18 protein-coding genes are annotated in these 22,407 nt (G+C 58.7%); 5 read left to right on the forward strand and 13 right to left on the reverse strand.

Translation table 11 applies throughout. The features are described from left to right. Window positions 1–20 precede the first annotated feature (20 nt). The 5 genes from G536_RS0119505 to G536_RS0119525 form a co-directional block, all read right to left on the reverse strand. The gene (locus G536_RS0119505; RefSeq protein WP_157530785.1) at window positions 21–1,376 is read right to left on the reverse strand and encodes a hypothetical protein; all 1,356 of its coding nucleotides are present in this window, start codon (window positions 1,374–1,376) and stop codon (window positions 21–23) included. Window positions 1,377–1,386: 10 nt separating this feature from the next. Next, on the reverse strand, window positions 1,387–4,857 hold the full coding sequence (locus G536_RS0119510) for a hypothetical protein (RefSeq protein ID WP_022825288.1): 3,471 nt from the start codon (window positions 4,855–4,857) through the stop codon (window positions 1,387–1,389). Window positions 4,858–5,009: 152 nt separating this feature from the next. After that, entirely contained in the window at window positions 5,010–6,494 is a 1,485-nt protein-coding gene (locus tag G536_RS0119515; protein WP_022825289.1) for a hypothetical protein, read from the reverse strand. A gap of 224 nt (window positions 6,495–6,718) precedes the next feature. After that, on the reverse strand, window positions 6,719–7,129 hold the full coding sequence (locus G536_RS0119520; RefSeq protein WP_022825290.1) for a hypothetical protein: 411 nt from the start codon (window positions 7,127–7,129) through the stop codon (window positions 6,719–6,721). A 14-nt stretch (window positions 7,130–7,143) separates the two neighbouring features. Further along, complete coding sequence (locus tag G536_RS0119525) at window positions 7,144–8,517, reverse strand: hypothetical protein (protein ID WP_157530787.1); 1,374 nt, start codon at window positions 8,515–8,517, stop codon at window positions 7,144–7,146. Between the two features lie 186 nt (window positions 8,518–8,703). Between G536_RS0119525 and G536_RS0119530 the strand changes: the two genes are divergently transcribed. Further along, window positions 8,704–10,230, forward strand: coding sequence for a hypothetical protein (locus tag G536_RS0119530; protein WP_022825292.1), 1,527 nt, complete (start codon window positions 8,704–8,706; stop codon window positions 10,228–10,230). Between the two features lie 99 nt (window positions 10,231–10,329). Here G536_RS0119530 and G536_RS0119535 read toward each other — a convergent pair whose 3' ends face one another. Continuing rightward, window positions 10,330–11,595, reverse strand: coding sequence for a M48 family metallopeptidase (locus G536_RS0119535; RefSeq protein WP_022825293.1), 1,266 nt, complete (start codon window positions 11,593–11,595; stop codon window positions 10,330–10,332). Window positions 11,596–11,821: 226 nt separating this feature from the next. Here G536_RS0119535 and G536_RS0119540 point away from each other — a divergent pair, with 226 nt between their 5' ends. From G536_RS0119540 to G536_RS33110, 4 genes are all read left to right on the forward strand, one after another. Continuing rightward, window positions 11,822–13,999 carry a prolyl oligopeptidase family serine peptidase gene (locus tag G536_RS0119540; RefSeq protein WP_022825294.1) on the forward strand — a complete coding sequence of 726 codons (2,178 nt, stop codon included), beginning with the start codon at window positions 11,822–11,824 and terminating at the stop codon, window positions 13,997–13,999. Between the two features lie 170 nt (window positions 14,000–14,169). Then, window positions 14,170–14,403, forward strand: a complete 234-nt coding sequence (locus G536_RS0119545; RefSeq protein WP_022825295.1) for a hypothetical protein — start codon at window positions 14,170–14,172, stop codon at window positions 14,401–14,403. 111 nt (window positions 14,404–14,514) lie between these two features. Further along, a complete protein-coding gene (locus G536_RS0119550; RefSeq protein WP_022825296.1) occupies window positions 14,515–15,003 on the forward strand; it encodes a GNAT family N-acetyltransferase in 489 nt (162 codons plus the stop codon). 4 nt (window positions 15,004–15,007) lie between these two features. Continuing rightward, the gene (locus tag G536_RS33110) at window positions 15,008–15,136 is read left to right on the forward strand and encodes a hypothetical protein (RefSeq protein WP_425402143.1); all 129 of its coding nucleotides are present in this window, start codon (window positions 15,008–15,010) and stop codon (window positions 15,134–15,136) included. 29 nt (window positions 15,137–15,165) lie between these two features. On the opposite strand, the gene G536_RS0119555 is transcribed toward G536_RS33110, so the two are convergent. The 7 genes from G536_RS0119555 to G536_RS0119585 form a co-directional block, all read right to left on the reverse strand. After that, window positions 15,166–15,468 carry a DUF4286 family protein gene (locus G536_RS0119555; protein ID WP_022825297.1) on the reverse strand — a complete coding sequence of 101 codons (303 nt, stop codon included), beginning with the start codon at window positions 15,466–15,468 and terminating at the stop codon, window positions 15,166–15,168. Between the two features lie 158 nt (window positions 15,469–15,626). After that, window positions 15,627–16,076 (reverse strand): DUF6526 family protein, encoded by a 450-nt coding sequence (locus tag G536_RS0119560; protein WP_022825298.1) that lies wholly within the window; start codon window positions 16,074–16,076, stop codon window positions 15,627–15,629. Window positions 16,077–16,169: 93 nt separating this feature from the next. After that, entirely contained in the window at window positions 16,170–16,559 is a 390-nt protein-coding gene (locus G536_RS0119565; protein ID WP_022825299.1) for a hypothetical protein, read from the reverse strand. 64 nt (window positions 16,560–16,623) lie between these two features. After that, entirely contained in the window at window positions 16,624–17,880 is a 1,257-nt protein-coding gene (locus tag G536_RS0119570; protein WP_022825300.1) for an MFS transporter, read from the reverse strand. Window positions 17,881–17,910: 30 nt separating this feature from the next. Continuing rightward, window positions 17,911–18,873, reverse strand: a complete 963-nt coding sequence (locus G536_RS28960; RefSeq protein ID WP_022825301.1) for a cation diffusion facilitator family transporter — start codon at window positions 18,871–18,873, stop codon at window positions 17,911–17,913. 163 nt (window positions 18,874–19,036) lie between these two features. Further along, window positions 19,037–21,496, reverse strand: coding sequence for a TonB-dependent receptor (locus G536_RS0119580; protein ID WP_022825302.1), 2,460 nt, complete (start codon window positions 21,494–21,496; stop codon window positions 19,037–19,039). A gap of 312 nt (window positions 21,497–21,808) precedes the next feature. Next, a complete protein-coding gene (locus tag G536_RS0119585; protein ID WP_157530819.1) occupies window positions 21,809–22,336 on the reverse strand; it encodes a hypothetical protein in 528 nt (175 codons plus the stop codon). Between the last annotated feature and the right edge of the window lie 71 nt (window positions 22,337–22,407).

Raw genomic sequence — 22,407 nt, forward strand, 5'->3', positions numbered from 1 at the left:
CTAGCAGTTACAAGTAGGGCTCAACGAATGATGAGCCGGGCGCGTTCCACTACCTGCCAGCCATCGGCCTGGCGCTGGAGCGTGCCCGCCGCCGCTGCGGCCACGGAGTTGATACGGCCCACGGGCGGGTCGTACTCGAAAAACTTTTGTAACCGGTTCAGCCCGTCGCCAATCAGCATGCTCTGGTTGACGTGCGGGTTGAGCGTGAAGCTGGCCTGGTCGGGGTTGCGCGGGTTGACGGTGAGCATCAGGGCCAGCTGCGGCAGCGGGTTGTCCACAATCTTGCGCTCCTCCACAAACGGCGTTTCCTGCACTGGCCCGTAACGCGTAGCTGGCGGCAACTGCGCGGCCGGCTGCTCATACGCGGGTTCTGGCGGCGCAATAGTGCCCAGTCCCACGTTCAACAAATCGTCGTGGTCATCGGCTTGCGCCTGTACTGGCGTTGGCGGTGGGGCGGCAGTGGTACGTTTGGGCGGTGCGGCTTTAAGTGGGGCAACGGGCACCCCCGTCACGCGGGCCTTCAGGTCGGCTAGTTCCTTCTTTAGCTGATCAAGCTGCTTTTGAAGGTCTAGGTTTTGCCTTTTCAGCGTGCGGTATTGCGGCGTATTCATAACAGACTGCGTTTCGGGTTCAGCGGCGGGTGTGGCCACCATATGCGACGAAGAGTGCCGCCGTTTACGGCGGGCACTCTTCATGCGGTTATACATTAGTCCGGCGCCTACCAAGGCACCAAGCAAAGCCAGTAATGTGCCAGCCACCGCCGACGACAGGCCCCAGTAGGTGGGTGCTACCGCTGACGGAGCCATTGTTTGCTCGGGAAGGGCTACGTTTTCGGGTATGGTGTCCTGATAAACGGCTTCGGCGGTAGATTCTGGTTGCTGCACCACGCTCGCCGGCGCCGTAGAATCTACGGCTTCGGCGGTGCTATCAGCAGGCGTGGCCGACTGAATGAACGGAGCTAGCTCGTTTTGTAGAGCGGTTACGTCCACGCGAGCCAGAGCGCCTACTTTCTTTGCGCGGCGTTGGGTTATTTCATCCAGAATAGCTTGGGCAACCTGCGCCGACGTTCCAACTTGGCCCTTACCAATCCGCTCGATAACTGCGCCCCGCAGAATGCCCAACTCCGATTTAGCTGCTGGGTCAGGATTTTTAATGAGCCAATCTTCAAACTCCTTCGACGTTGCCCACGGTGGTGGCGGTGGCGTTTTCTGCTTGGTGTCCGTCCAAACTTGTTTAGCCGTAACCGTCCAGATTTGGCCCTTTAGGTTTTCCTCTTGGCTGGCCGCCACGGGCGCGGTTTGGGCGCGCAGCTCCCAAGGCGAACCAGCCAGCCCCACCACCATCAGCAAGCAAAGTACCCGGTAACGTATCGACATAGACGAGAGCTTAGCGGGCGGAATCGTGGAGCTTCTGCGACAACACGTAGAACGCGTGCTTGAGCGGCAGGAAAAACAGCGTTTCGGGGATTGGCTCGCCGGCGGGCAGCGTATTAGCGTAGCGCTGGCGGCCCAGGTTGAACGAGTCGGCTAAGGCGTCTTTCAGCTCGCGCAGCACTAGGCCAGGCGGGTTCTTGATGCCCAGGTTGGTTTGCGCTGCCACCAAATCGGGGTCGGTGAGCAGCAGCGTGAGGCATTTCTCCACATTGGCCAGCACTGCGTTTTTCACGTCTTCCGTGATGTCGGACGGGAACAGCGGGTGGTTTTCGGCGGCATCAGCCGCGCCGGTGCCAATAGGCTGCACGATAGGTGGCACTTCGGCGGTGCTTTCCGCATCGAGGCCGGTAGCCAGCACGCCTCCGTTGGCGGTGGTTTGCTTGGGGTCATCGGCCAGCACAATCTTGAAATTGGCTGGGGCGGGTACGCCCATTACCTTGCTCAGAATCAGGCTAGCCACTTGCTCCAGCGGCCGTAAGTTGCTGGGGCATAACAAGCGCAGGTACAAGCTGCCGCGGCCCGTGAAGCATAGGTAGCGTGGGGCAGCCAGTCCGCGTAGCGCCGTTACTTGTCCCAAGTGGTATACAATGGACCCGAAGTGCAGGTAGAACAGCACCCGCAGGTGCTGGGCCATCAGCAGCCGCTCGCCAAACTGGAATTCTCGCTCGTAGTTGAACAGCAAGCTGGCTACTTCTTCGGAGCCGAACGCCGGATTGGCCTGCACGACGGCTAAGCACTTCACAGCTATTTCGGCGGCTTTGGTTTGCGGGAGCGGGTGGGCATTGATGCTGTCCAGCCCGAAGCGCACGAGGCCGTTGTCTTTGCTGCCGCGTACGTCGGCGGCACCGTCGCCCCACAGTTCGTTGCCGGCAAAGCGGAACGAGGTGCTGAACGCCGGGTGGTGCTTGCGCGGGCCGGTGGTATCGGCGGTTTGGTCGGAGTAGAACAACACGTCGGAAGTGCCGCCCCCGATGTCGATGAAGGCCGCATTTTCGCCGGGACCGGGCGTCACGAGGCCACGTCGGGTCAGGAAGAAGTACGGCGCCGACGACTCGGGCAGGTAGGTGGTGGTGCGGTTGGTCTGGAAAATCTCCCGGAACAGCGTGTCCCACTCGCGCTGGTACAAGTCGCGGCTGAATGCCGAGAAGCTGAGCGGTGCAAACCACACCACTTGCGTGGCGCCGATATTGCCGCCGTGCAGCGCCGCTTTGTACTTGAACAGCAGTAGCATCTCACGGAAGAACATACGTACCCGGTGGCGAGCTGCCTCGCCGGTTTCGCCCCACTTCAAGTTGGTGTGGTACGAGTCGTTGGTTTCTTCCTCGGTGTTGATGCCGAAGCCTACGTTGATGTTAGCCAGCAGCTTAGGAGTTTCGATAGAGAAGCCCGCCGATTCGCTGGTGGCCGTCCGGATGGGGAACTGGTACGGCGAACCGGCCGCACCCACAAACGACGGTACGAACTCGCGCTGCTGATACCGTTGCCAGCGCCGCAGCTGAATACCGTGCGCCGGGTCGTCTTCCACGCCCCGGTACAGTTGCTCGTACGCGGCGTAGTCTGATTCTTCCGACGATTTTTTCAGCAGCGCCACCGGCGTATCGTCGGGCCCGAAGCTGAACGGCTGGGGCGGGTGGCTCGGGCCGTCGTGGTAGGCAACGTGGGTGTTGGTGGTGCCGAAGTCGATGGCGAAGCGGAACTCCTTGGTACCCTGGCGCACCTCGCGCCACTTAGGTACCACCAGCGCCCGGCCAGCGGCCGGCGCGGGGTTGCTGATTTGCACGTAGTCGAAGGGCGTGCCTTTCACCTCGTAGTAGGTGCTGCCTTCGTCGGTGCCGGTTTTGGCGGTACGGCGGTAGGCCGTGGCGCTCTGCTCGGTGCCCGTAGCCGACAACAGCCGGCCGTTCACCCCAAATTGCAGTTCCACCGGCTTGTTTACCAAGCTCGGGTCGATGTTGTTGGCATCCACCAGCATCACCTTATAGAAGTCGTTGAGCTGCGGCGCGTCCACGATTTTCACAAACGGGAACACCGACAAGCCCACGTTGGTCACCAGCAAGCGGCCAAGGCCTTCGGTGCGCGGGTTAGGGTAATAGGCACGCTCGTAATCCACGGTGAAACCGCCGGCCACCGGAATCCGCAGCCGCACCCGCACGCACACCGGATCTAGCTCCATCGTGAGCTGAGTGGCTAGTTCGGCCGCCGTGAAGTACTCGAAGTACATCGGCGTAACCGGGAGCAGCGGCCAGCAGGTGGGCTTGTAGCCGGGCGCCACTTTCAGCTGCCCGGTCACGAAACGGCTGCCGTCCACCTCGTAGGGCACAGTCAGCAAGGTTTCTTCCAGCAGGTCGTTGAGGGTCAGGTAGGGGTAAGCCAACTCCGGGCCCGGCAGCGTGCGGTCGGCTAGGGCGCGGGCGTCGGAGGCGGGTACTTTATTGCCGCTGTCGTTGAGCTGGGAGTTGTTGTAGTAGAATTTGCCCGGCATCTGGAGGCCCGGCCGCAGCACCAACGGCAGCGGATTAGGCAGCGGCCAGCCCGGCGCAGGTTGCCGGTCGGGCCGGATGGTGAAGTCGGAGTTGCGCACAATGCCTTCATCAGGCCGGATGCGCACCGTCACGCTGGCTACGGCTACGGGGTTGCCGGTTTGGTCGGCTTGCAGGGCAGGGTAGTCGGCGAGTTGAGCGGTACCATCGAGGCCCCACTTGTTCAGGATGTTAGGGTCGAGGACGTTGCGCACGGCTGGCGCCAATCGGGCCAGCGCGGTATCTACCACAAACTGCTGATACACGAAATCCTGGAAGGCCTGCTCACGCTGGTGCAAGCCTACGTACCGGCCATCGAAATACTGGCCGCCGCCCTCGGGCCGCTGCACTGGCAACGCCCGCACCGACGGCGCCGGGAAAAACAGCGTCAGCGGCGACGTACCGCCGAGTAGCTGCGGTGCCTCGTTGGGCGTGGCACCGGGGAAGTACAGCAAGTGTAGTTCCGTGAGGTTGGCAAAGCGCTTGTCGTTCAGATAGAGGCGCAAGGCCTGGGCCAGCGGGCGAGTGGTGGGCTGGGAATCCAGTTTGGCTAGCTCGTTGGCGCGGTTCCAGGTGCGCACGCTCAGGCGTTGGCCAGGCTGCCGCCGCTGATAGTAGTTGAAGGTCAATTCCCACAAATCCCAAAACTGACCCACCAGCTTGTGGTGTACGGTGTCGGTAGGGGCGGAGGTACCCGCATTGCTCACGTAAGCCAGCGCCGTTTCTACGAGGTGCAGGCGCGCAAACGGCGACGGAATAGCCACCGCCACTCGCTCGGCCCGGCCGCCTTCGGGGTCCAGGATGCCGCTGGGGCCTTCAATTTCGTTTTTGCCGATTTTGCCGGTCCGGCCCCAGCCTTCGTGGGTGCTGGAACCAGTGCGGTGCAGGCGGAGTATCTTAGCCATGTAAGGAAATTCGGAAGGAAGAAATGGTTGGCAAGCGTGTCGGCGTTGCTAATCTATCTGTCATACTCATCTGGCGTCCATTTGTCGAAGTGGTAGAAATGCTTCGACAAGCGGGCGTCAGATGAGCATGACGTTCTTATACATAATAGAGACTAGCTGTATTGCAGCTTGGTATCGACTACCTTTTCGGTGGCCTTGTTGAAGGCTTCCACAATCCAGCGGAGGGCGCGGGAGGCGTCGGGGTTGTCGAGGTTGGTTTTGCCCACGGCGTCGTTCAGTTCGGCCCGCAGCACATCATCGGTGAGGCCTTTATTGAAGAAACCGGTGCTGATGATTTTGTCGGCCACCATCTTGTTGAAATCGGTTTCGTCGGGGTGCAGGGCGCCGAAGCGCCGCTCACTCACGCCTAGTTCGCGCAGCCAGCTTTCGTACTCCGTGAAGAAGTCGGTGAGGTCGGCGAGGGGGCCGGTGCTGGCGGGTAGGTGCTGGCCCAGTTTGCCGCCTTTGTAAAGCGGCGCGTTTTTCTCTTCCAGCAAGTGCTGCCGGAAATACTTCGCGAAGTAGTGAAACTGAATCATTGGGCGGGCTACGTCGCGGCGCAGGGCCGGCGGCAACTGCCCGAAGTCGAAGGTCTGCTTGTCTTCTTTCAGTCCGAACTCGTGGTAGGCCGGGTTGCCCCGGTCGAGTTGGTTGGCGGGCTGCCCCAGGAAGTGCGGAATCGACAAGGCGCCTAGCATTTCCAACAAGTGAGCCTGGTTGCGCTGCTCGGCACGGCCGGGGTTGTTGGGTAGCGGCTGGCCAGCTTGGTCGCCGAGGTAGTACAGAGATTCTAGCCCATCGAGGTGCTCGGCGTAGTAGCTGAGGGCGGTTTTGGTTTTGGTGATGAATGTGTTGGAGTCGATGTAGTCTTGCCCATCGGCCTTCTCTTGGGCGGAAGGCTGTTGGAGCTTGAAATACGGCAGCAACACCAGCGCGCCCGCCGGTACCTTGGCCCGCACCGACGGCTGCGGCAAGTCCACGTCTGGGTCGCGCAGGTTCTTCACCAGCAGCGGGAAACCCGCCGCGCCCGTACCACCAAAGATGCTACTCACGAAAAACACCCGGTCTTCAGAGTTGAGGCTTTGCGCCAAATAGCGCATTTCGGGGGCCTGCACCAACGAGTTCAGCACCACACTGCCCACGTTCGGCGAACCGCGGAAACCCAGGTCCAGGCTAGCGTTGAGGCTGTCGGGCGTGAACAGCAAATCCAAGAGGCCGCGGGTTTCCACTGAGGCCTCGTTGTAGTGGATATAGTCTTTGAATGACTGATTAATGCCACCGAAATCGTACACGAACGAGTCACGCAAGCCGTCAACACCGGCGGTGTTGAGCTGGGCTAGCGTGGTGAGCGGCTGCCCGAAAAAGCCCTGGCCTTTCGGGTGCTGCCCATCTTGATACAAAGCGTTGTGGATGCGGGAATAGCGCTTCAGCAAATCCACGGTGCGCGTGACGTCCCCGTTTTGGGTGTCGGGGTCAACTAGCACAGGCACCACCTGCTCACAGTCGGGCAGGCGCATACCGGCGGCCAGTAGCATGGTGAGGGAGCGGAGAACCCGCGCCCCGGTGCCACCCACGGCAAAAATGAAAAGACGAGCCATATAATCGAGTTGGAAAGGAAGTCAGTTGAATAGTTAACTAAAGGACCGTCATGCTGAGCGCAGTCGAAGCATCTCTACCGCTTCGTTGCAACGGTTCAGATGAAGCGGTAGAGATGCTTCGACTGCGCTCAGCATGACAGATAGTTTTGCAACGTCATTCATACAACGTCAGCACGCGAGATTCCTCGCTGCACTCGGAATGACGTTCTGGGATGCCAGGGTTGCTAAAACGGCGTGCGGCGTGCGTGGTGGGAGCCCCACTTCAGGGCTACTGAAAACAGCACGAACCACAACGGCGCTATCCAGGTGTTAGTCAGGATGAAGTAGCGCATGTAGGGGTCGGAGGTGGCGCCTTGGCCGATGCTCACGCGCCACGCCAGCAAGGCGCCCAGGCCGGCGACCAACAAGAGCACCAGCAGCCAGTGAATGGGGCGGTACAAGCCTTGGTGGGTGAGGGCCGGAATGAAATGGTTGAATACGTAATAGAACACCACTACTAACGCCAGCGCCGTCAGGACGGTGTAAAGGCCGGTGGCGTTGAAGATTTCTGCTTTGTAAAGCCCGTAGAGCGGGGTTTTGCGGTCATAGAGCAGCCCGATGGCAACGGTGTACAGGCTGTTGAAGAATTGCTGCATACAGGGAGAGATAGTTAATCTTGAGAAAGCGAGAAAGTGGCCGTGAATACGGTGGGTAACTGTTGCGGGAAGGCGTCACGGAGCCCAGTCATGATTTCCGTGAGCCGATACGTTTGGTTGAGCGGCCCGGTGCGGTTGTCGTTTTCGGTGCTCCACTGCGTTACCCAGGCCGGAACGCCCGGCGCGGGCAAACGCAACGTGAGGGTGGCGGGCTCCTTGGGCAATCCAGTCAGGTGCACCCGAATGGTATGCGTGTACGCTGCCAAGCTAGGCGTACCGCTCACGGCTTTCACCGAGTTGGGCACCAGCTTCACGGCGCCACCGGGCAGGTCGGCTTGCAAGTTGCGGGCCAAAAAGCTGGGTTCCCGCCAAGCAGCGGGCAGCTGCGCTAAATCGAGGGCAACGGTGAAATCCACGCCGTCCTTAACGTCCGACACTTCCAGATTCGTACTTACGCCCGCGCCAGCGTAGGAAATAGAGCCGCTGCCCTCACTGGCCGGGGCTAGCGGGCTGGTGGATGGCACCTGCGTAAGTACCGCATTGTAAGGGACTTTCGGGAAGCTCAGTCCAAAGTAGGCCTGCTGAGTTTTGGCGTCAGCGGCGGGGGCTACTTCATTCAGATAGCGCCCAACCGCCGCCGCCGGCCCGATGATCCAGATGTAATACGGCCGGCTTTCCCCTTTCAAGGGAATACGTTCCTTGGGCGTTTTCACGGCCGGATGGAAGGTGCCGTAGAAGGCGGAGGTTTCGGCCAGTACGGCTACGGCCAGCTGCTTGCGGGTGGCAGCGGCCAGCGCATCGGTGATGCGCACGCCCATTACGGCCACGTCGGCTTGGCGCTGGGGGCCATAGATGAAGTCAGAAACAACCACGTTCACCTTTTGGGTGGCATTGGGCTGAGCCAGGATGTTTTCCAGCATGGTGGGCAGCTCGGTACCGAGGGCGGCACCCTTGGTATCGCCTTGCACTACATCACGAAAGTGGGTATACTTGCTGCTTTGGGGTGTTTTGTTGAGCGAAAGCCAGAACTGCGCCTGCTCCACCGCCGGGTTGCTGTTGGTGCGTGAGGCCAGCAAGCTGATGCGCTTCTGAAACGCCGTGGGCTCGGTGGCCGTGGTATTCACCGGCATAAAGCCCTTCATGCCCCCCGACAGCTCCAGAAACACATTTACTTGTAGCGGTGCGGCCTTTGCTGGCGCGGTTGCCGTGGTGGCGGGAGCAGTAGTCGTTTCGGGGTCGGTGGTTTCGGTGCTGGTGGAGTCGCCGCCGCAGCTAGCCAGGGTCAGTAACCCCAGCGCCAATGCAACCGACCAAATTCTAGCAGTATCTATAGGGAAAGAGAAAGGGTTTCGGCCCTTTCTGCGCAGCAACAAAGAAACTTCCGACATAGCAGAGCTAAGGTTTAGGGTAGCTATTTACAACGAAAATCCGACAACAAAAGTCTGGTTAAAGCTCAGCAAATAAAGTGCTGACAGCCATTGCTGCCAACTCTGCGTACGGGGTAGTTGCTAGTCAATAGGGTTGGATGTTCTATCTTGGAAGCTCCTTCTCGCCTTTCCCGCCTGTTTGCACTCATGAGATATTTCCTGTTAGGGGTCCTGCTACTGGGCCAACTACTGACGCAGAACGCCACCGCCCAAACCCCCCTCGGCCAGCCCACGCTTGATGAGCAAAAGGTGCAAGTATGGTGCGCCACGGCTCGGTTTGTGTACGAAGACAACGGCCGCCCCAACCTCAAGAACACGCTGGCCTGCGGTGGTACCCTGAAAGAGTTTGAACGCAGCATCCGGGCCGATAGTCAGCGGGTGTTCAGCGCGTTGTACCAGCCGCTGGAAGGCCGCGGAACTATTTATAAAGGGCTGGGCTCCAACCCGTCGAGGCTGCAAAAGCTGAAAACGGAAATCATCAACCGTCTGAAATCCTCGCCGGCCCGCCGCGCCAGCACCGCCCGGATGGCCCGCTTGGCTACCCTGGAAACCGCCCTCACCAACTACGTTGACAACGGCACGCCCATCGTTAGCCAAGCCGAAGAAGCCACCAACGCCGCCGATTTGGAAGGTGAAGAAATGGCAACCGACAACCCCGCTGATGCTGGATTAGCCGAAGCCGGCGTTGCTCAGCAGCCAGAGCCCGCCCAAGGTTCCAGCGAGGGTTTGATGAGCAAGCTTTTTGCGCCGTTGGCCTTTGTGCTGGCGCTATTGAGCTTGGTGCTCTACGCGTTGATGCGCCGCAACCTGGCCGTTTTCCAGCAGGAGCTAGCCACCCGTATGACCGCTCGGCAGGATGAAATAATGGCTTCCCGCCCCGCTCCGGCTCCATCTAGTACGCCTGCCGTTGCGCCCATGCAAACTATATCACCAGAGCTACAGCTTGAAGTAGAGCGCCTGGTGCAGCAGCGCGTAGCTGCCGAATTGGCCAAACGAGAGTTGCTCACCGAAAAGCCGACTGCTCCGGTTATTGTCCCCGAGCCAGTTGCGCCCGTGTCCCCAGTGCCTCTCACGGCGGCCACGCCAGTAGCCACGGTAGTGCCTGCCCCCGCCGTTGCGCCTGTAGCAGCCGAAGTAGCCACTGAAGCCCCTGCTACTCCAACGGTAATAGAAGCCCCCGTGCCTCTAACAGAAATACCGGCCCCGCCAGTTGTGTTGCCGCTTGGCTCGCCGGCTACTGCTATGCGCGAAGAATTTGAAAGCGTAGTGCCACCTACGCCCGTAGCTGAATCGGCGCCCGAGCCGACAGAAGCACCGGCACCTCAGCCAGAGGAAGCATTGGTATCTGTAACCACGATGCGCTACGCCAAGGCATCAGCAAACAGAACGCTCAACGAAGCGGACTTCACCGACGAGCTGCAACCCGACAGCGTGTACGAAATCTACCAGGACTCGCAATGGCCCGCCTTAGCCACCTTCCAAGTGAGCATGGAGCCTGTGGTGCAAACCTACCTACTACAAATAGCCCCGCCCGAGTTGCTGGCCGACGCCTGCGAGTACGAACCCCCAACCGGCCCAGTATCCGAAATCCTGACGCTGGAAGAAGGCGTGCTGCGCAAAGTAGCCGGGGTATGGCAGGTTGAGCAGAAGGCGGTGGTGCAGTTTGAGGGGTAAGTGTTTAGCGTGCAACGACTAGCTGGCTGCTTCCTTAAGTGAGAATTGTCAAACTCACTTAATATGAGCGTGCAGGAAGAGCCAGCGTGTGAATACCGCTTATTGAGCTTTTGATTGCTCGGCTTTCCACCGCATAGCTGTAAGCACACGGGTGTGCCCACTCGGGTGGTCGAAGAAGAAAAACTCCTCCCACGGGCCCGGCTCAATTTTCCGGTACTCCGACAACTTCATGGCAATAGAAGCAAAGGCATCGGGTTGGCGGGCGGCATTCAACCCAAATATGTCCGCCTCCAACTCTTGCGTGCGGATGACGTTATTGAAAATAGGGGTAGCCAGAAAGTAATAAGCACTGAACAGTACCACCAGCAACGGCAGGCTACCAATATCAGCCAGGCCAGTGATATTCCAGCGGGTGCCATAGCGCGCTAACAGCTGATGCAGCGCCCAGTTAACCGTTCCGAAACCTAGCGCTAGGAGGAGGGCAAAGTAAATCATCATCTTCTCGATGTGGTTCAGCACATAGTGGCCTAGCTCGTGGCCCATTACGGCCTGCACCTCGGCCGGCGAACAACGTTCAAGCAGATTGTCGTTGAGCGATACGCGGATGGTGCTGCCCAAGCCGCTCACGTTGGCACTAATGCGTTTGGTTTGCTTGGAGGCGTCGAACAGGTACACGTTGTCGGCTGGTACGCTGTTGGCCCGGGCCATGCTCAGAATTTGGTTGCGTATGGGGCCTGCCGGTAGCGTGGTGTAATGGTTGAACAGCGGCTTGATGAACACCGGCGCCACAAACGTCTGCAACACCAGAAAAGTAGCCGTAATAGCCGTTGCCCATACCCACCAGCGCCGACCTGTGCGTCGGATGGCCGCATACAAAGCCAGCAGCAACAGGCTGCCGAACACCAAGGATAGCGCCAGCCCTTTCAAGTCATCACCCAGCCATTCACCGAAAGATTGGTTGGATAAGCCGTACTGATGCTCCCGAAAGTAGCTTCTGTACACACTCAGCGGAAAGGTAAGTAGGTAGGATAAAAGCAGATACAATGCCGCGTAGGCGAAAGTCGGCAGCGCCTTGCCCGGCAGCCGGGCCGTCCAGCTTTTCATCTGCCGCGACAAACCCAACCCCAGAAATACCGCCGCCACTCCCAAAGCATACAGCATCTCCCACAGTTGCAGCCAGTAGCCACCTTCAAAGTAGGCATCGGAGCTGGCTTTTTGGGCGGGTGTTAGCGTATCGAGGTGGTGCCTAGTAGCCGCTTCAATGTCAAAGGATGCTGTATCGGCTAGCTCCGGTGCAGCCCAAACGGGGGAGGCCAGCCAGCAAGAAAGCAGTAGGATAAGCAGCGTTAGTTTGCTGAGAAGCATAGTGTTTTGTAACAAGGAAAGGCCGCGAAATACTTGGTATCGAATGGTTGTCTAAGCTAATGCTTTCAACTTGATAAGTAATATATAGTGTATCTATTGTATTGGGCGATCTATCTATCAGGACCTAACTTATCTGAACAAGTGCGTACAACTCCTCGAATACAATTCATTCCAGTCTAGGAATCTCTGCTTTATATTCGCCTTCCTCTTCTTGCCAACTCTTTCCATGCAAAAACGACTACTGCCGGCGCTGGCTTTTCTATTGCTGGCGGGCTGCCGCTCGTCGCAAACGTACTCGCCTTCCACTGCCGGTACTTCTATTCCTGCTTCTTCCCGAATACCCGTGCAATACCCCGAAACCCGCAAATCTGACCACGTAGACGATTATTTTGGTACGCCCGTACCCGACCCGTACCGCTGGCTGGAAGACCCCGATTCGCCGGAAACAAAAGCCTGGGTGACGGCCGAAAACAAGACCTCGTTTGGCTATCTGGAGCAGATTCCGTTCCGCGACAAAATCCGGGACCGGCTCACCACCATCTGGAACTACGAGCGGTTTGGCGTGCCTCAGGAAGAAGGCGGCCAGCTCTATTTCTCGAAAAACGACGGCCTGCAAAACCAAGCGGTGCTTTACACCCAGCAAAATGGGCAGGAAGGCCAGCCCGACGTGCTGCTCGACCCTAACAAGTTCTCCACCGACGGCACCACGGCCCTGATGGGCACCTTCTTCTCTAATGACCACCGCTACATGGCTTACGCCACCAGCGGCGGCGGCTCCGATTGGCAGCAGTACAAGGTGATGGATCTGAAAACCCGTAAGCCTATCTCCGACGAGCTGAACTGGGTGAAAGTATCCGGCGCGGCTTGGTACAAGGACGGTTTCTTTTATAGCCGCTACGATGCCCCCAAAGCCGGCCAGAACAGCTTGGCGGGCAAAAACGAGTACCACAAAGTGTACTACCACAAGCTCGGCGACGCGCAAACCAAAGACCGGCTGGTGTACGAAGACCAGAAGATGGCCCTCGGTTTCCGCACCGTGGGCACCACCGAAGACGAACGGTTTCTGGTGCTCTACCTCACCGATGGAAAAGCCGACGGCAACCGCCTCTCGGTGCGCGACCTAACCGACCCCAAGCAAGCCGACAGCTTCACGCCGCTCATTAGCAGCTACGAGCACAACAACTCGGTGGTCGGCAACATCGGCGGGCAGCTGCTGGTGCTCACTAACTACAAGGCGCCGCGCTACCGCGTCGTGCTCATCGACCCTAAAAAGCCCCAAGAGGCGAACTGGAAAGAGGTGTTGCCCCAGACCGAGCAGAAGCTGGAAGGTGTAGACCAAGTGGGCGGCTACTTGGTGGCGTCCTACTTGAAAGACGCTAGCAGCCTAATTAAAGTATATACCGAAAAGGGCGAGTTCAAGCACGATGTGGCGCTGCCCGCCATTGGTACGGCGGCCGGCTTCGGCGGTAAGCGCGACGCGAAAACGGTGTACTACGCCTTCACCTCGTTTACGTACCCAACCACCATCTACAAATACGACCTCGCCAGCAACACCAGCACCGTGTTCCGGGCTCCGAAAGTGGACGTGAAGCCCGAGGACTACGTGACTACACAGGTGTTCTATGCCAGCAAGGACGGCACCAAGATTCCGATGTTCATCACCCACAAGAAAGGGGTGAAGCTCAACGGCCAGAACCCGACGTACCTGTATGCCTACGGCGGCTTCAACGTTTCGCTCACGCCTTCCTTCTCGGTGGCGCGCATGTTGTGGCTGGAAAACGGCGGCATCTTGGCCATTCCGAACCTGCGGGGCGGCGGCGAGTACGGCGAAGGCTGGCACAAAGCCGGCATGACGCCCAACAAGCAAAACGTATTCGACGACTTCATTGCCGCCGCTGATTACCTGAAAGTGCAGGGCTACACCAACACCGAGCGGCTAGCCATTGCGGGCGGCTCGAACGGTGGCCTGCTAGTAGGCGCCACCATGACCCAGCGCCCCGACCTGTGTGGCGTAGCATTTCCGGCGGTGGGCGTAATGGATATGCTGCGCTACCAGAAGTTCACCATCGGCTGGAACTGGGCCCCCGAGTACGGCACCTCTGATAACTACGCGCAGTTTCAGAACCTGTACAAGTTCTCGCCGCTGCACAACTTGAAGCCGGCCGCGTACCCCGCCACCATGATTACCACCGCCGACCACGACGACCGGGTGGTGCCCGCGCACTCGTTTAAGTTCGCGGCCACGTTGCAAGCCGCCAACACTGGCCCGCGCCCCCAATTGATTCGGGTGGACGTGAATGCCGGCCACGGCGCCGGCAAAAGCACCAAGCTTCAGATTCAGGAGTGGGCCGATATCTGGTCGTTTGCCTACCAGAACATGGGCTTGAATCCGTATAAGAAGTAAGGTGCTTATTAATTGGTGGCGGTTGATTGTTGATGTTCAGTGGATTGATAATCGTTGATTATAGCCGCCACCAAGCAACAATTCGACAAGCAACAATCGACAATCAGCCCTTCACCCCGTATCTTCGCGGCCACAACGCGCGTAACTAGTCTGCATCTTTTAGTTTCCACATGAAAAAAACGTTTCTGCTCGGTCTGTTGGCCGCTTCGCTGATGCTGTCCGCCACGTCGTGCAGCAACCCCGATTATACCAAGGAAGAGGACATGGCCTCTAAGCCACTGCCCCCCATTCCGGCCGCACCCGACACAACCGGTGGCAAAGCTGCTCCTGAAAACCCCGCTACCCGCGAAATAACGGCCCCCAACGCCACCGAAGACATCAAGAAAATGCAGCCCGTCATGTAGTTGGCTGCATAGCTGATAAACTACAGAAGGAGCAATGGCCGCCACGCGCCGTTGCTCCTTCTCTGTTTCTGTTCCACTCGAATTTCGATAACCACTCTACCTGCCTTCCCGATGTCAACTATTATCCGCCGTGGCCGTGAGGCCGATTTGCCCCAGGTGCTGGCCCTGATTCAGGAGCTGGCCGAGTATGAGCGCGCCCCGCAAGAAGTAACGAACACGCTGGCCGATATGCAGCGCGACGGATTCGGACCGGACTCGATTTTCAAGTTCTTCGTGGCCGAGCAGGAAGCGGGCGGCATCGTGGGTATTGCGCTCTACTACACCGCCTATTCCACCTGGAAAGGCCGGATGCTGTTCCTGGAAGACCTGGTAGTAGCCGAGGCCACACGCGGTACGGGCGTGGGCAAGCGCCTGTTTGATGCCGTAGTGGCCGAGGCTCGGCACACCGGCGCCAACCGTATGAAATGGCAGGTCCTTAACTGGAACGAGCCCGCCATTGGCTTCTATAAGAGGGTAGGGGCCAACCTCGACCCCGAATGGCTGAACGGCAACCTCACGGCCGAGCAACTGCAAGCCTACGGCGGGGAAGTGGTGCGCTAGAAGGCTGCCAGAAAATGCAGCAAGGGTTATTAAAAAAGCCCGTCAGGCAGAGCGGAGCAAAGCATCTCGCGTGCTAATGTTGGGTTACTACTCCCTCATCAGCACGCGAGATGCTTCGCTCCGCTCTGCCTGACGGGCTTCTACTATTTCACTAAATCACCGCTAGCTGACTATTTCCAGCATGGTGCGGAATGAGGCGTAGCGGCCTCCAAATTGCTTCTCGATTTCCTGACGGAGGGCTGGCGCGGCCACTTCTTGGTAGGTTTCTAGCTGGTCCAGGCTTACGCAGTAATACTGAGCGGCGTAGGTGATGCCATCGTCTTCCTCGTTGAGCAAGCGGCACAGCTGGCTTTTTACGAAGAAGCCGGTGGCCATTACCTCAGGCATGTGGGTGTCGCGCATGTAATCCACCCACTGCTCCGCAATTTCCGGGTCGAGGCTGGTGGTGACGTTGTATAGAATCATGAGTTGGATGTTAGAGGCTTTTCAAATAAGCCCAGACTGATATTGGGCATAGACCGCCAAACGATGCTATTCGGCAATACGGTCCTGGGGAAATGAGTAACGCAAAAGTCGGCCAAAAAATCCAAGCTCCTAAGCCCTCAAGACCCTATTAGCCATTATCACACCCGCATATAGTCGAAATGGAAGTCCTGAATGCGCGCCTGAATATCCTTGGATGACAGTTTCTCATTGATGGCAGCCTGCACCAGGGCCGGCAGTTCGGCGTCGCCGGCGAAGCGCAGGGCCAGGATCTGGCTGAGCTGCAACTGGCTTTCCAAGGGGCGGAAGCTCTGGCCGGTAGCCTCAAAGTATTGCTGGCGCACTTCCAGCCGGATAATCCGGTCTTGGAGCGTGAGGGCGTAGTGCTGGCGCAGCATCAGAAGCACCCCAAAGCCTACTACGGCCAGTCCCATGACCGTAAACCACAGACGCGAGTCTTCAGAGTCATCGCCAAACACCGCTGCGTACCGACGGATGCTGTAAATAGCTAGAATAAGCAGCGCAGGCAGCAGGACGAAATGGTGCCATACGTACACCATAGGCTTGTTTTTGGTTGGGCGAGTCGTCATAACGAGAAGGGTAAAAGAGAATGATGAGGGCACAAAAAACTCCGGCAATAAGGCCGGAGTTTTTGTAATTCAAATAGGATAGGGCCGAAGCTACTACATAGCAGCTTTAGCTGCTTTCTTGGCGTCGCGGGCTTTACGCTTTTCCAGGTTAGCTGTTTCCTTGGCCATTTTTTCTTGGCGTTTGGCTTCCTTGGCGGCATCCTTTTCGCGGCTCAGAGCAAGTTTCTGCTCTTTCATCTGCCGCTTCTGCTCACGCAGGGCATTCTTCTGGTCTTTGAGCTGATTTTCAGACTGGTTTACATTGCTGCGCGAAGAAGAAGTTTGCTGCTTCTGGGCTTCTAGGGCCGCTTTGGCATCGGCGGCGCGCTGCTGCTGCATTTGCAGCCGGATTTGAGTGGAGTCGGTGGTGGTAGTTTGCGCCAAGCTGGCATGGCTGCTCACGATACCAACTGCAAAAGCCAAAAGGGCAAGGATCTTTTTCATGACACTACTTAGAGTTGAGTTTATCCTGATACGGCTTGCTCTGATCTAAGTTGATTTTACTATGTTATTCCTCAACATAGTCCAGTTCTTTGCCGTAGCTCTCCGGTAAGGAGCTAACTGCCCAGAAGGCCATCAGCAAGGATACCACAGCCAGCACCGTGGCGCTACCAATCAGGCCCAGCGGAGCTTTGAACAGCTGAAACAGGAAGGTGAGCAGCACCACCGAACCCCGCGCAAAGTTAGGCGCGGTAGTAGCCACCGTAGCCCGCAGGTTGGTGCCAAACTGCTCGGCTGCCACCGTTACGAACAACGCCCAGAAGCCCACCGTGAGGCCCAGCACAAAGCAAACGGCGTAAAACGTGCTCGGCGAAGCGCCCCGGATGCCATACAGATACACCGCTACCAGTACCGAACACAGCACCAGAAACAGCTGCAACGCCCGGTTGCGGCTGCGCATCAATTGGCTGATAGTGCCACTAGCAAAGTCGCCGAATACCAGCCCGAAGTAGCACCAGAACACGCCCAACCCCGCCGAAACCGGCCCGGTGATGCCCAACTCGGCGCCAAACTCGGGGGCCAGCGTAATCAGGATGCCGACTACAAACCAGAGCGGTACCCCAATAAGCAGGCACTTGAGGTAGCGGCCCAGCCGGGCGCTATTGGTAAACAAGCTCAGGAAGTTACCGCGCGCTACCCCGCTTTCCTTGGTCTGCTGGAACATGCCCGACTCATACACGCTCACGCGCAGCACCAGCAGCGCTAAGCCCAGCCCGCCCCCAATAAAGTAGGCGTTGCGCCAACCCCAGCCGGAGCCTTCGCCCACCCAATACGCCAGCATGGCCCCACTTACGCCCACGGTAGCTACTATCATGGTGCCGTAGCCGCGTTTTTCCTTGGGCAGCGTTTCGGCTACCAGCGTGATGCCCGCCCCCAGTTCGCCGGCCAGCCCTACACCGGCTATCAGGCGCAGCCAAGCATATTGGTCGAGGGTTTGCACGAAACCGTTGGCAATGTTAGCCAGCGAATACAGCAGAATCGAGCCGAACAACACCGACAGCCGCCCCCGCTTGTCGCCCAAGATGCCCCACAAAATTCCCCCGAGCAGCATGCCGCCCATCTGCATGTTAATCAAGAAGATGCCTTGGCTGGTAACGGCGTCTTTGGCCGTGATGCCCAGCTCGTTCAGGCTCCTGACCCGCACAATGCTGAACAGAATCAGGTCGTAGATGTCAACGAAATACCCCAGGGCAGCCACAATAACAATGGCCGAAAATAGCTTGGTGGGAGGAGTGGTGGGTGGAGCAAGGGGAGCAGACGGCATACTAGGGCGCAAAGAAATGTTCGATGCAGATTACGCAAATTTCCCGGCAGGTTGCGCATGGCTGGCTGCCTCGTCGCAGCAGCCGTGGGCACCCATGGCGGGGGTTACGTCTTCGAGCTGAACGGTGCAATGGCTGATGTTGAACTCGTGCACCAAATCGTGCTGCAAGGCGCCCAGAAAGTGGTTGTTGTCGGTGCCGCCCGGCCGGACTAGGTGGGCGGTAAGGGCGGTATCCTGGGTGCTGAGGGGCCACACATGCAAATCGTGGACGCTTACCACACCGGGCCGCGCCAGCAGAAACGCCCGTACAGCCGCCATATCAATGCTTTCGGGAGCGGCTTGCAGGCCCAGCTGCACCGTTTCGCGCAACAAGCCCCACGAGCTGTAGCCTACCACCGCCAGAATCACGAAGCTGATGGCGGGGTCCAACCACTGCCACCCAGTGAAGTACACCAGTGCACCGCCAATTACCACGCCCACCGAAACCAGCATGTCGGTGAGCATGTGCAAATACGCACCGCGCACGTTCACGTCGCCTTTCTGCCCGCTGCTGAACAGCCAGGCTGTGAAGCCATTAATCAGGATGCCCAACCCGGCCAGCGCCATCACCACCGGGCCATTAACGGGCGTAGGGTGGCGCAGGTGGTCGATGGTTTCCCACAAAATAAAGCCCAGCGCCAGGTACAGCAACGCTGCGTTCAGCAACGCTGCCTGAATGGTAGCGCCCTTGTAGCCGTAGGTGAACCGCTCGGTGGCGCGGCGCTTCGCCAGCAAAGCAGCCCCCCAAGCCAGCGCCAGACTCAGCACGTCGCTCAGGTTATGGCCGGCATCGGAAAGCAGCGCCGCCGAGTTGGCCCACAAACCGCCCGCCGTTTCGCCCGCCACAAACAGCAGGTTCAGGATGATGCCCCACTTGAAAGCCTGGGTGAAGTTGCCATCGGCAGGCGGGCCGTGGTGATGCGCGTGGTCGTGTCCGTGGTGGTCGTGGGCCATATTTTCAAGGAGGAATTAAAACGAGGAAGTGGCAACAGTCAGATGGATATAAGCCGCCTGCCAACTCTGCTACGGTGTATACGTCGGGTTACTGCCTAACAATGGTAACCGTAAGGTAGTGCGCAGCCTTTACACGCTGACTCTTGTTCCTCGCTCTTCAATCCTACATAAAGCTCAGCGGTACCACCACCCGCACGCTCACGTTGCGGCCCTGGTTGAATACACCAGTGCGGCCGTTGCTGGGGTTGTAGGCCGCGTACTTCAGGCGGCTCAGGTGGCTCTGGTAGCCTACATCGAACAGGTTATTGGCCGTCAGATATACCGAAAATAATGTCTTGTCGTGGCTGTCCGTCACATCAGACCCCAGCCCCAAGTTCACCAGCGTATAGCCCGGCGTGCGGGTTTCGGTTTCGAAGGCGGAGAAGATGCGGTTTTGTGCGAAGGTGTGTTCCACGCCGCCGCGGGCGTATAGGTTGTGCAGCCGCGTGGTGCCCACCTTGCGGAAGTTCACCCGCAACTCTGATTGGAGCCGGTCGGCGGGAATGAAGGGCAGGTACTTCTGGCCCTCGGGCTGGTCGAACTGAATGGCGCGCACCATCGAAAACGAGTTTTCGAAGTGCAGCCAGTCGAGCGGGTGGGGGTGAAGGTCGAGCGTTATTTCGCCACCGGCGAGGCGGGCGTTGCCTTGGCCGTACCGGAATACCGGGTCGCCGGTGGTGGCCACGGAGTCGGCGGTGCCGCTGGCATCGAGCAGCTTGGCGGGGAAGATGTAGTTGCTAATACCGTTGCGGAACGCGTCGATGCTTAGGCCCACGTGGTCGGAGGTGTAGCTCAGACCGCCATCCACCTGCAAGCTGGTTTCAGCCTTCAAATTGGGCTCCCCAATTTCATAGCGAATTGTGCCCTCGTGTTGGCCGTTGGAACCCAGCTCAGCAATATTGGGCGCCCGAAAGCCGCGCGCCACGTTGGCTTTCAATATCAGCTTATCAGTCAGACTGTAGGCGCCGCCCAGGCTGCCGCTCACGTTGCGGAAAGTGCTCTGGAAGCCCGGAAACTTCTCTTCGCCGCTGGCCGCTGGCTGTTCTTGCTCGTCGAGGAAGAGCTGGTCGGCGGTGATGCGGCGCAAATCGTAGCGCAGGCCCCCGCTCAGGTCGAGCTTGCCGAAGGTTTTCTTGGTGACACCAAACACGCCGCCATCGGTAAGCTGGTAAGCCGGAATCAGGAACTCAATGCCCTTGTTCTGGTTTTCCTGGCGCATACCGCTCACGCCGAATGTGGTTTGCCAGCCATTCATTTCGGGTAGGAAATACCGCGCCGCGTAATCCACGGTGCGCAGCTGAAAGAACAGCGAGTTTTCTGCGGCATCGGCTGGGTTGCCGAACTCGCGCCGCAGGTTCTGCTGCCAGCCCACGTTCAGGGTCAGGCGGCTTTCCCCCAGGATAAAGCTGTTGTCGGTGCCGATGCGCAAGTGGTTGATTTGCTGGCGTGGCACGTCCAGGCCGTAGCCGCGCAAATCGGCATCCGTCACGGGCACACCCTCCACGTTATCCGGGTCGCCGCCAATAACCACCGACTTCAAGAACCGCCCCGACACCGAATCCCGGTCGCCTTCCACCAAGCCGAGTTCCTGGTTGAACGAATTGAACGTGAGGTGCGAGTAGCCCCAGCTTTTATTGACGCCCACGTAGCCGCTGCCGTCCAGTTCCCGGAACCCCGAGTTGTACACGCGGCCGTCGTAGCTGTTGCGGTAGTTACCGGCCAGCTTGCCCGAGCCGCGCACCAGCCAGTTCAGCCCGTTCAGATTGCCGGCGTTCATCAGCGAGTAGCCTTGTAGGTAGTTGTTGGTTTGGTAGTTGGCCGCCACCGAGCCCAGAACCCGGCCTTCGTCCACGGGCTCGGGTGGTAGGAAGTTGATGACACCCGCCAGCCCATCGGACCCATACAGTAAGCTGCCCGGCCCCTTGATAATCTCTACTCTATCAATGCCGTACTCATCGATTTCGATGCCGTGCTCGTCGCCCCACTGCTGACCTTCCTGCTTGGCGCCGTTGTTGAGCGTAACCAGCCGATTAGAGCCCAGGCCCCGAATAATAGGCTTGCTGATGGCTGCTCCCGTGGTAATCTGGCTGAGGCCAGGGACGTGGGCAATGGCGTCTACGGCGTTGGTAGCGGCCGTTTGGCGCAGCCGGGTTTGGTCCACCACGCTGGTGGGCACCGGCGAGCGGCGCATTTCCGTGCTAGCCGACACGCCCGTTACCACCACTTGCCCAATTTCGGTGGCGGCGGGTGTCAGGGTCACGGCTAGAGGCTGCCCGGTGCCGGTATCCACGGTGCGCACTACGGTGGTGTAGCCTACAAAACGCACCTGCATCAGGAACCGGCCGCGGGGCAAGGCGGCAAACTGGAAGCTGCCATCGGCGGCGGTGGCGGTGGCCTGTTTCAGGTCGGGGAAGTAGATGGTGGCACCTGGTAGTGCTTCGCCGGTGCCGGCATCCGTAACGCGCCCGGTGGTGGGTACGGCTACTGACGTGGTGCGCGTAGGGCGGGTGGCGAGCGTTGCTTGGGCCAAAACACTCCCGGCTTCTAGCAGCAAACCGGCAGAAAAGAGTAGAGAACGAAACATAGTGCGAAGTAAGGAGGGTGAAATGAACGGGAAATGAGGAGTTTGGATGCACCGCCTCATTATAAAGCAAGAAGGCTCCGACCAACCGGCCGGAGCTTTCCCTGTATATCTCCAAAACCAAACCAGGAGAAAAAAGCGCGAAGCCGTTTGCAGCCAGCCCCGCTATGATTGGGGTAGGAAGGTGAGAGGTGATGAGGGTAGGAGGGAAGTAGGCTATAAGGTGAGAGGCACTGACATGAGCGCACAAAAACCTCTATCCTGCTTCCTTGCCTTTTCACCCATACCCTCTCACCTTCCTATACTCTTGCCCTTCTATCGAACCGTAGTGTTGAATTTCACTTCCACGTCGGTGTCGCCGGGGGCGAAGGTGCCGTTCTTGGTGCCGGGCTGGTGGCGCAGCGTGATTTTGAGCTCACCGGTGGCGGCCGCCGTGGTTACGAGGCTGGTTTGCAGCCCGATTTGCAGGTTGTTCTTGTCTCTGTCGGTGCGCGTTACGGTCACTAGGTTGGCGGGCGTTGACTCGAACCAGAACAGGTGCTCATCGGCTTCTTCCAGAATTTCGACCGAGGTGTTTACCACTGGGATTTTCGTCTCGTCGAGCAGCGTCAGTACACCAGTGTAGGTGGTGTTGGCCGCCAGCGTCAACGAGCCAATAACTGGAGCCGCTCCCCCGTCGCCATCCAAGTCGCGGTAGGTTGCCGAGACGGGCGTGCCGCCGCCAGCGGGCGTGAGGGTGTACGTTAGCGTCGTGATTTGCTCGTTGTCGTCGTCGGGCGTGGGGTCGTCGTCATCGTTGTTGCAGGCGCTGAACAAGGGAGCGGCGGCCAGCAAAGCCAGCATAGCTATTCGGGAAATAGATTTTTTGTTGAAGCTGTACATAGTGAGGAAAAATTAAAAGTTGATGTCAGGGA

Source organism: Hymenobacter norwichensis DSM 15439, assembly GCF_000420705.1.
Lineage (GTDB): Bacteria > Bacteroidota > Bacteroidia > Cytophagales > Hymenobacteraceae > Hymenobacter > Hymenobacter norwichensis.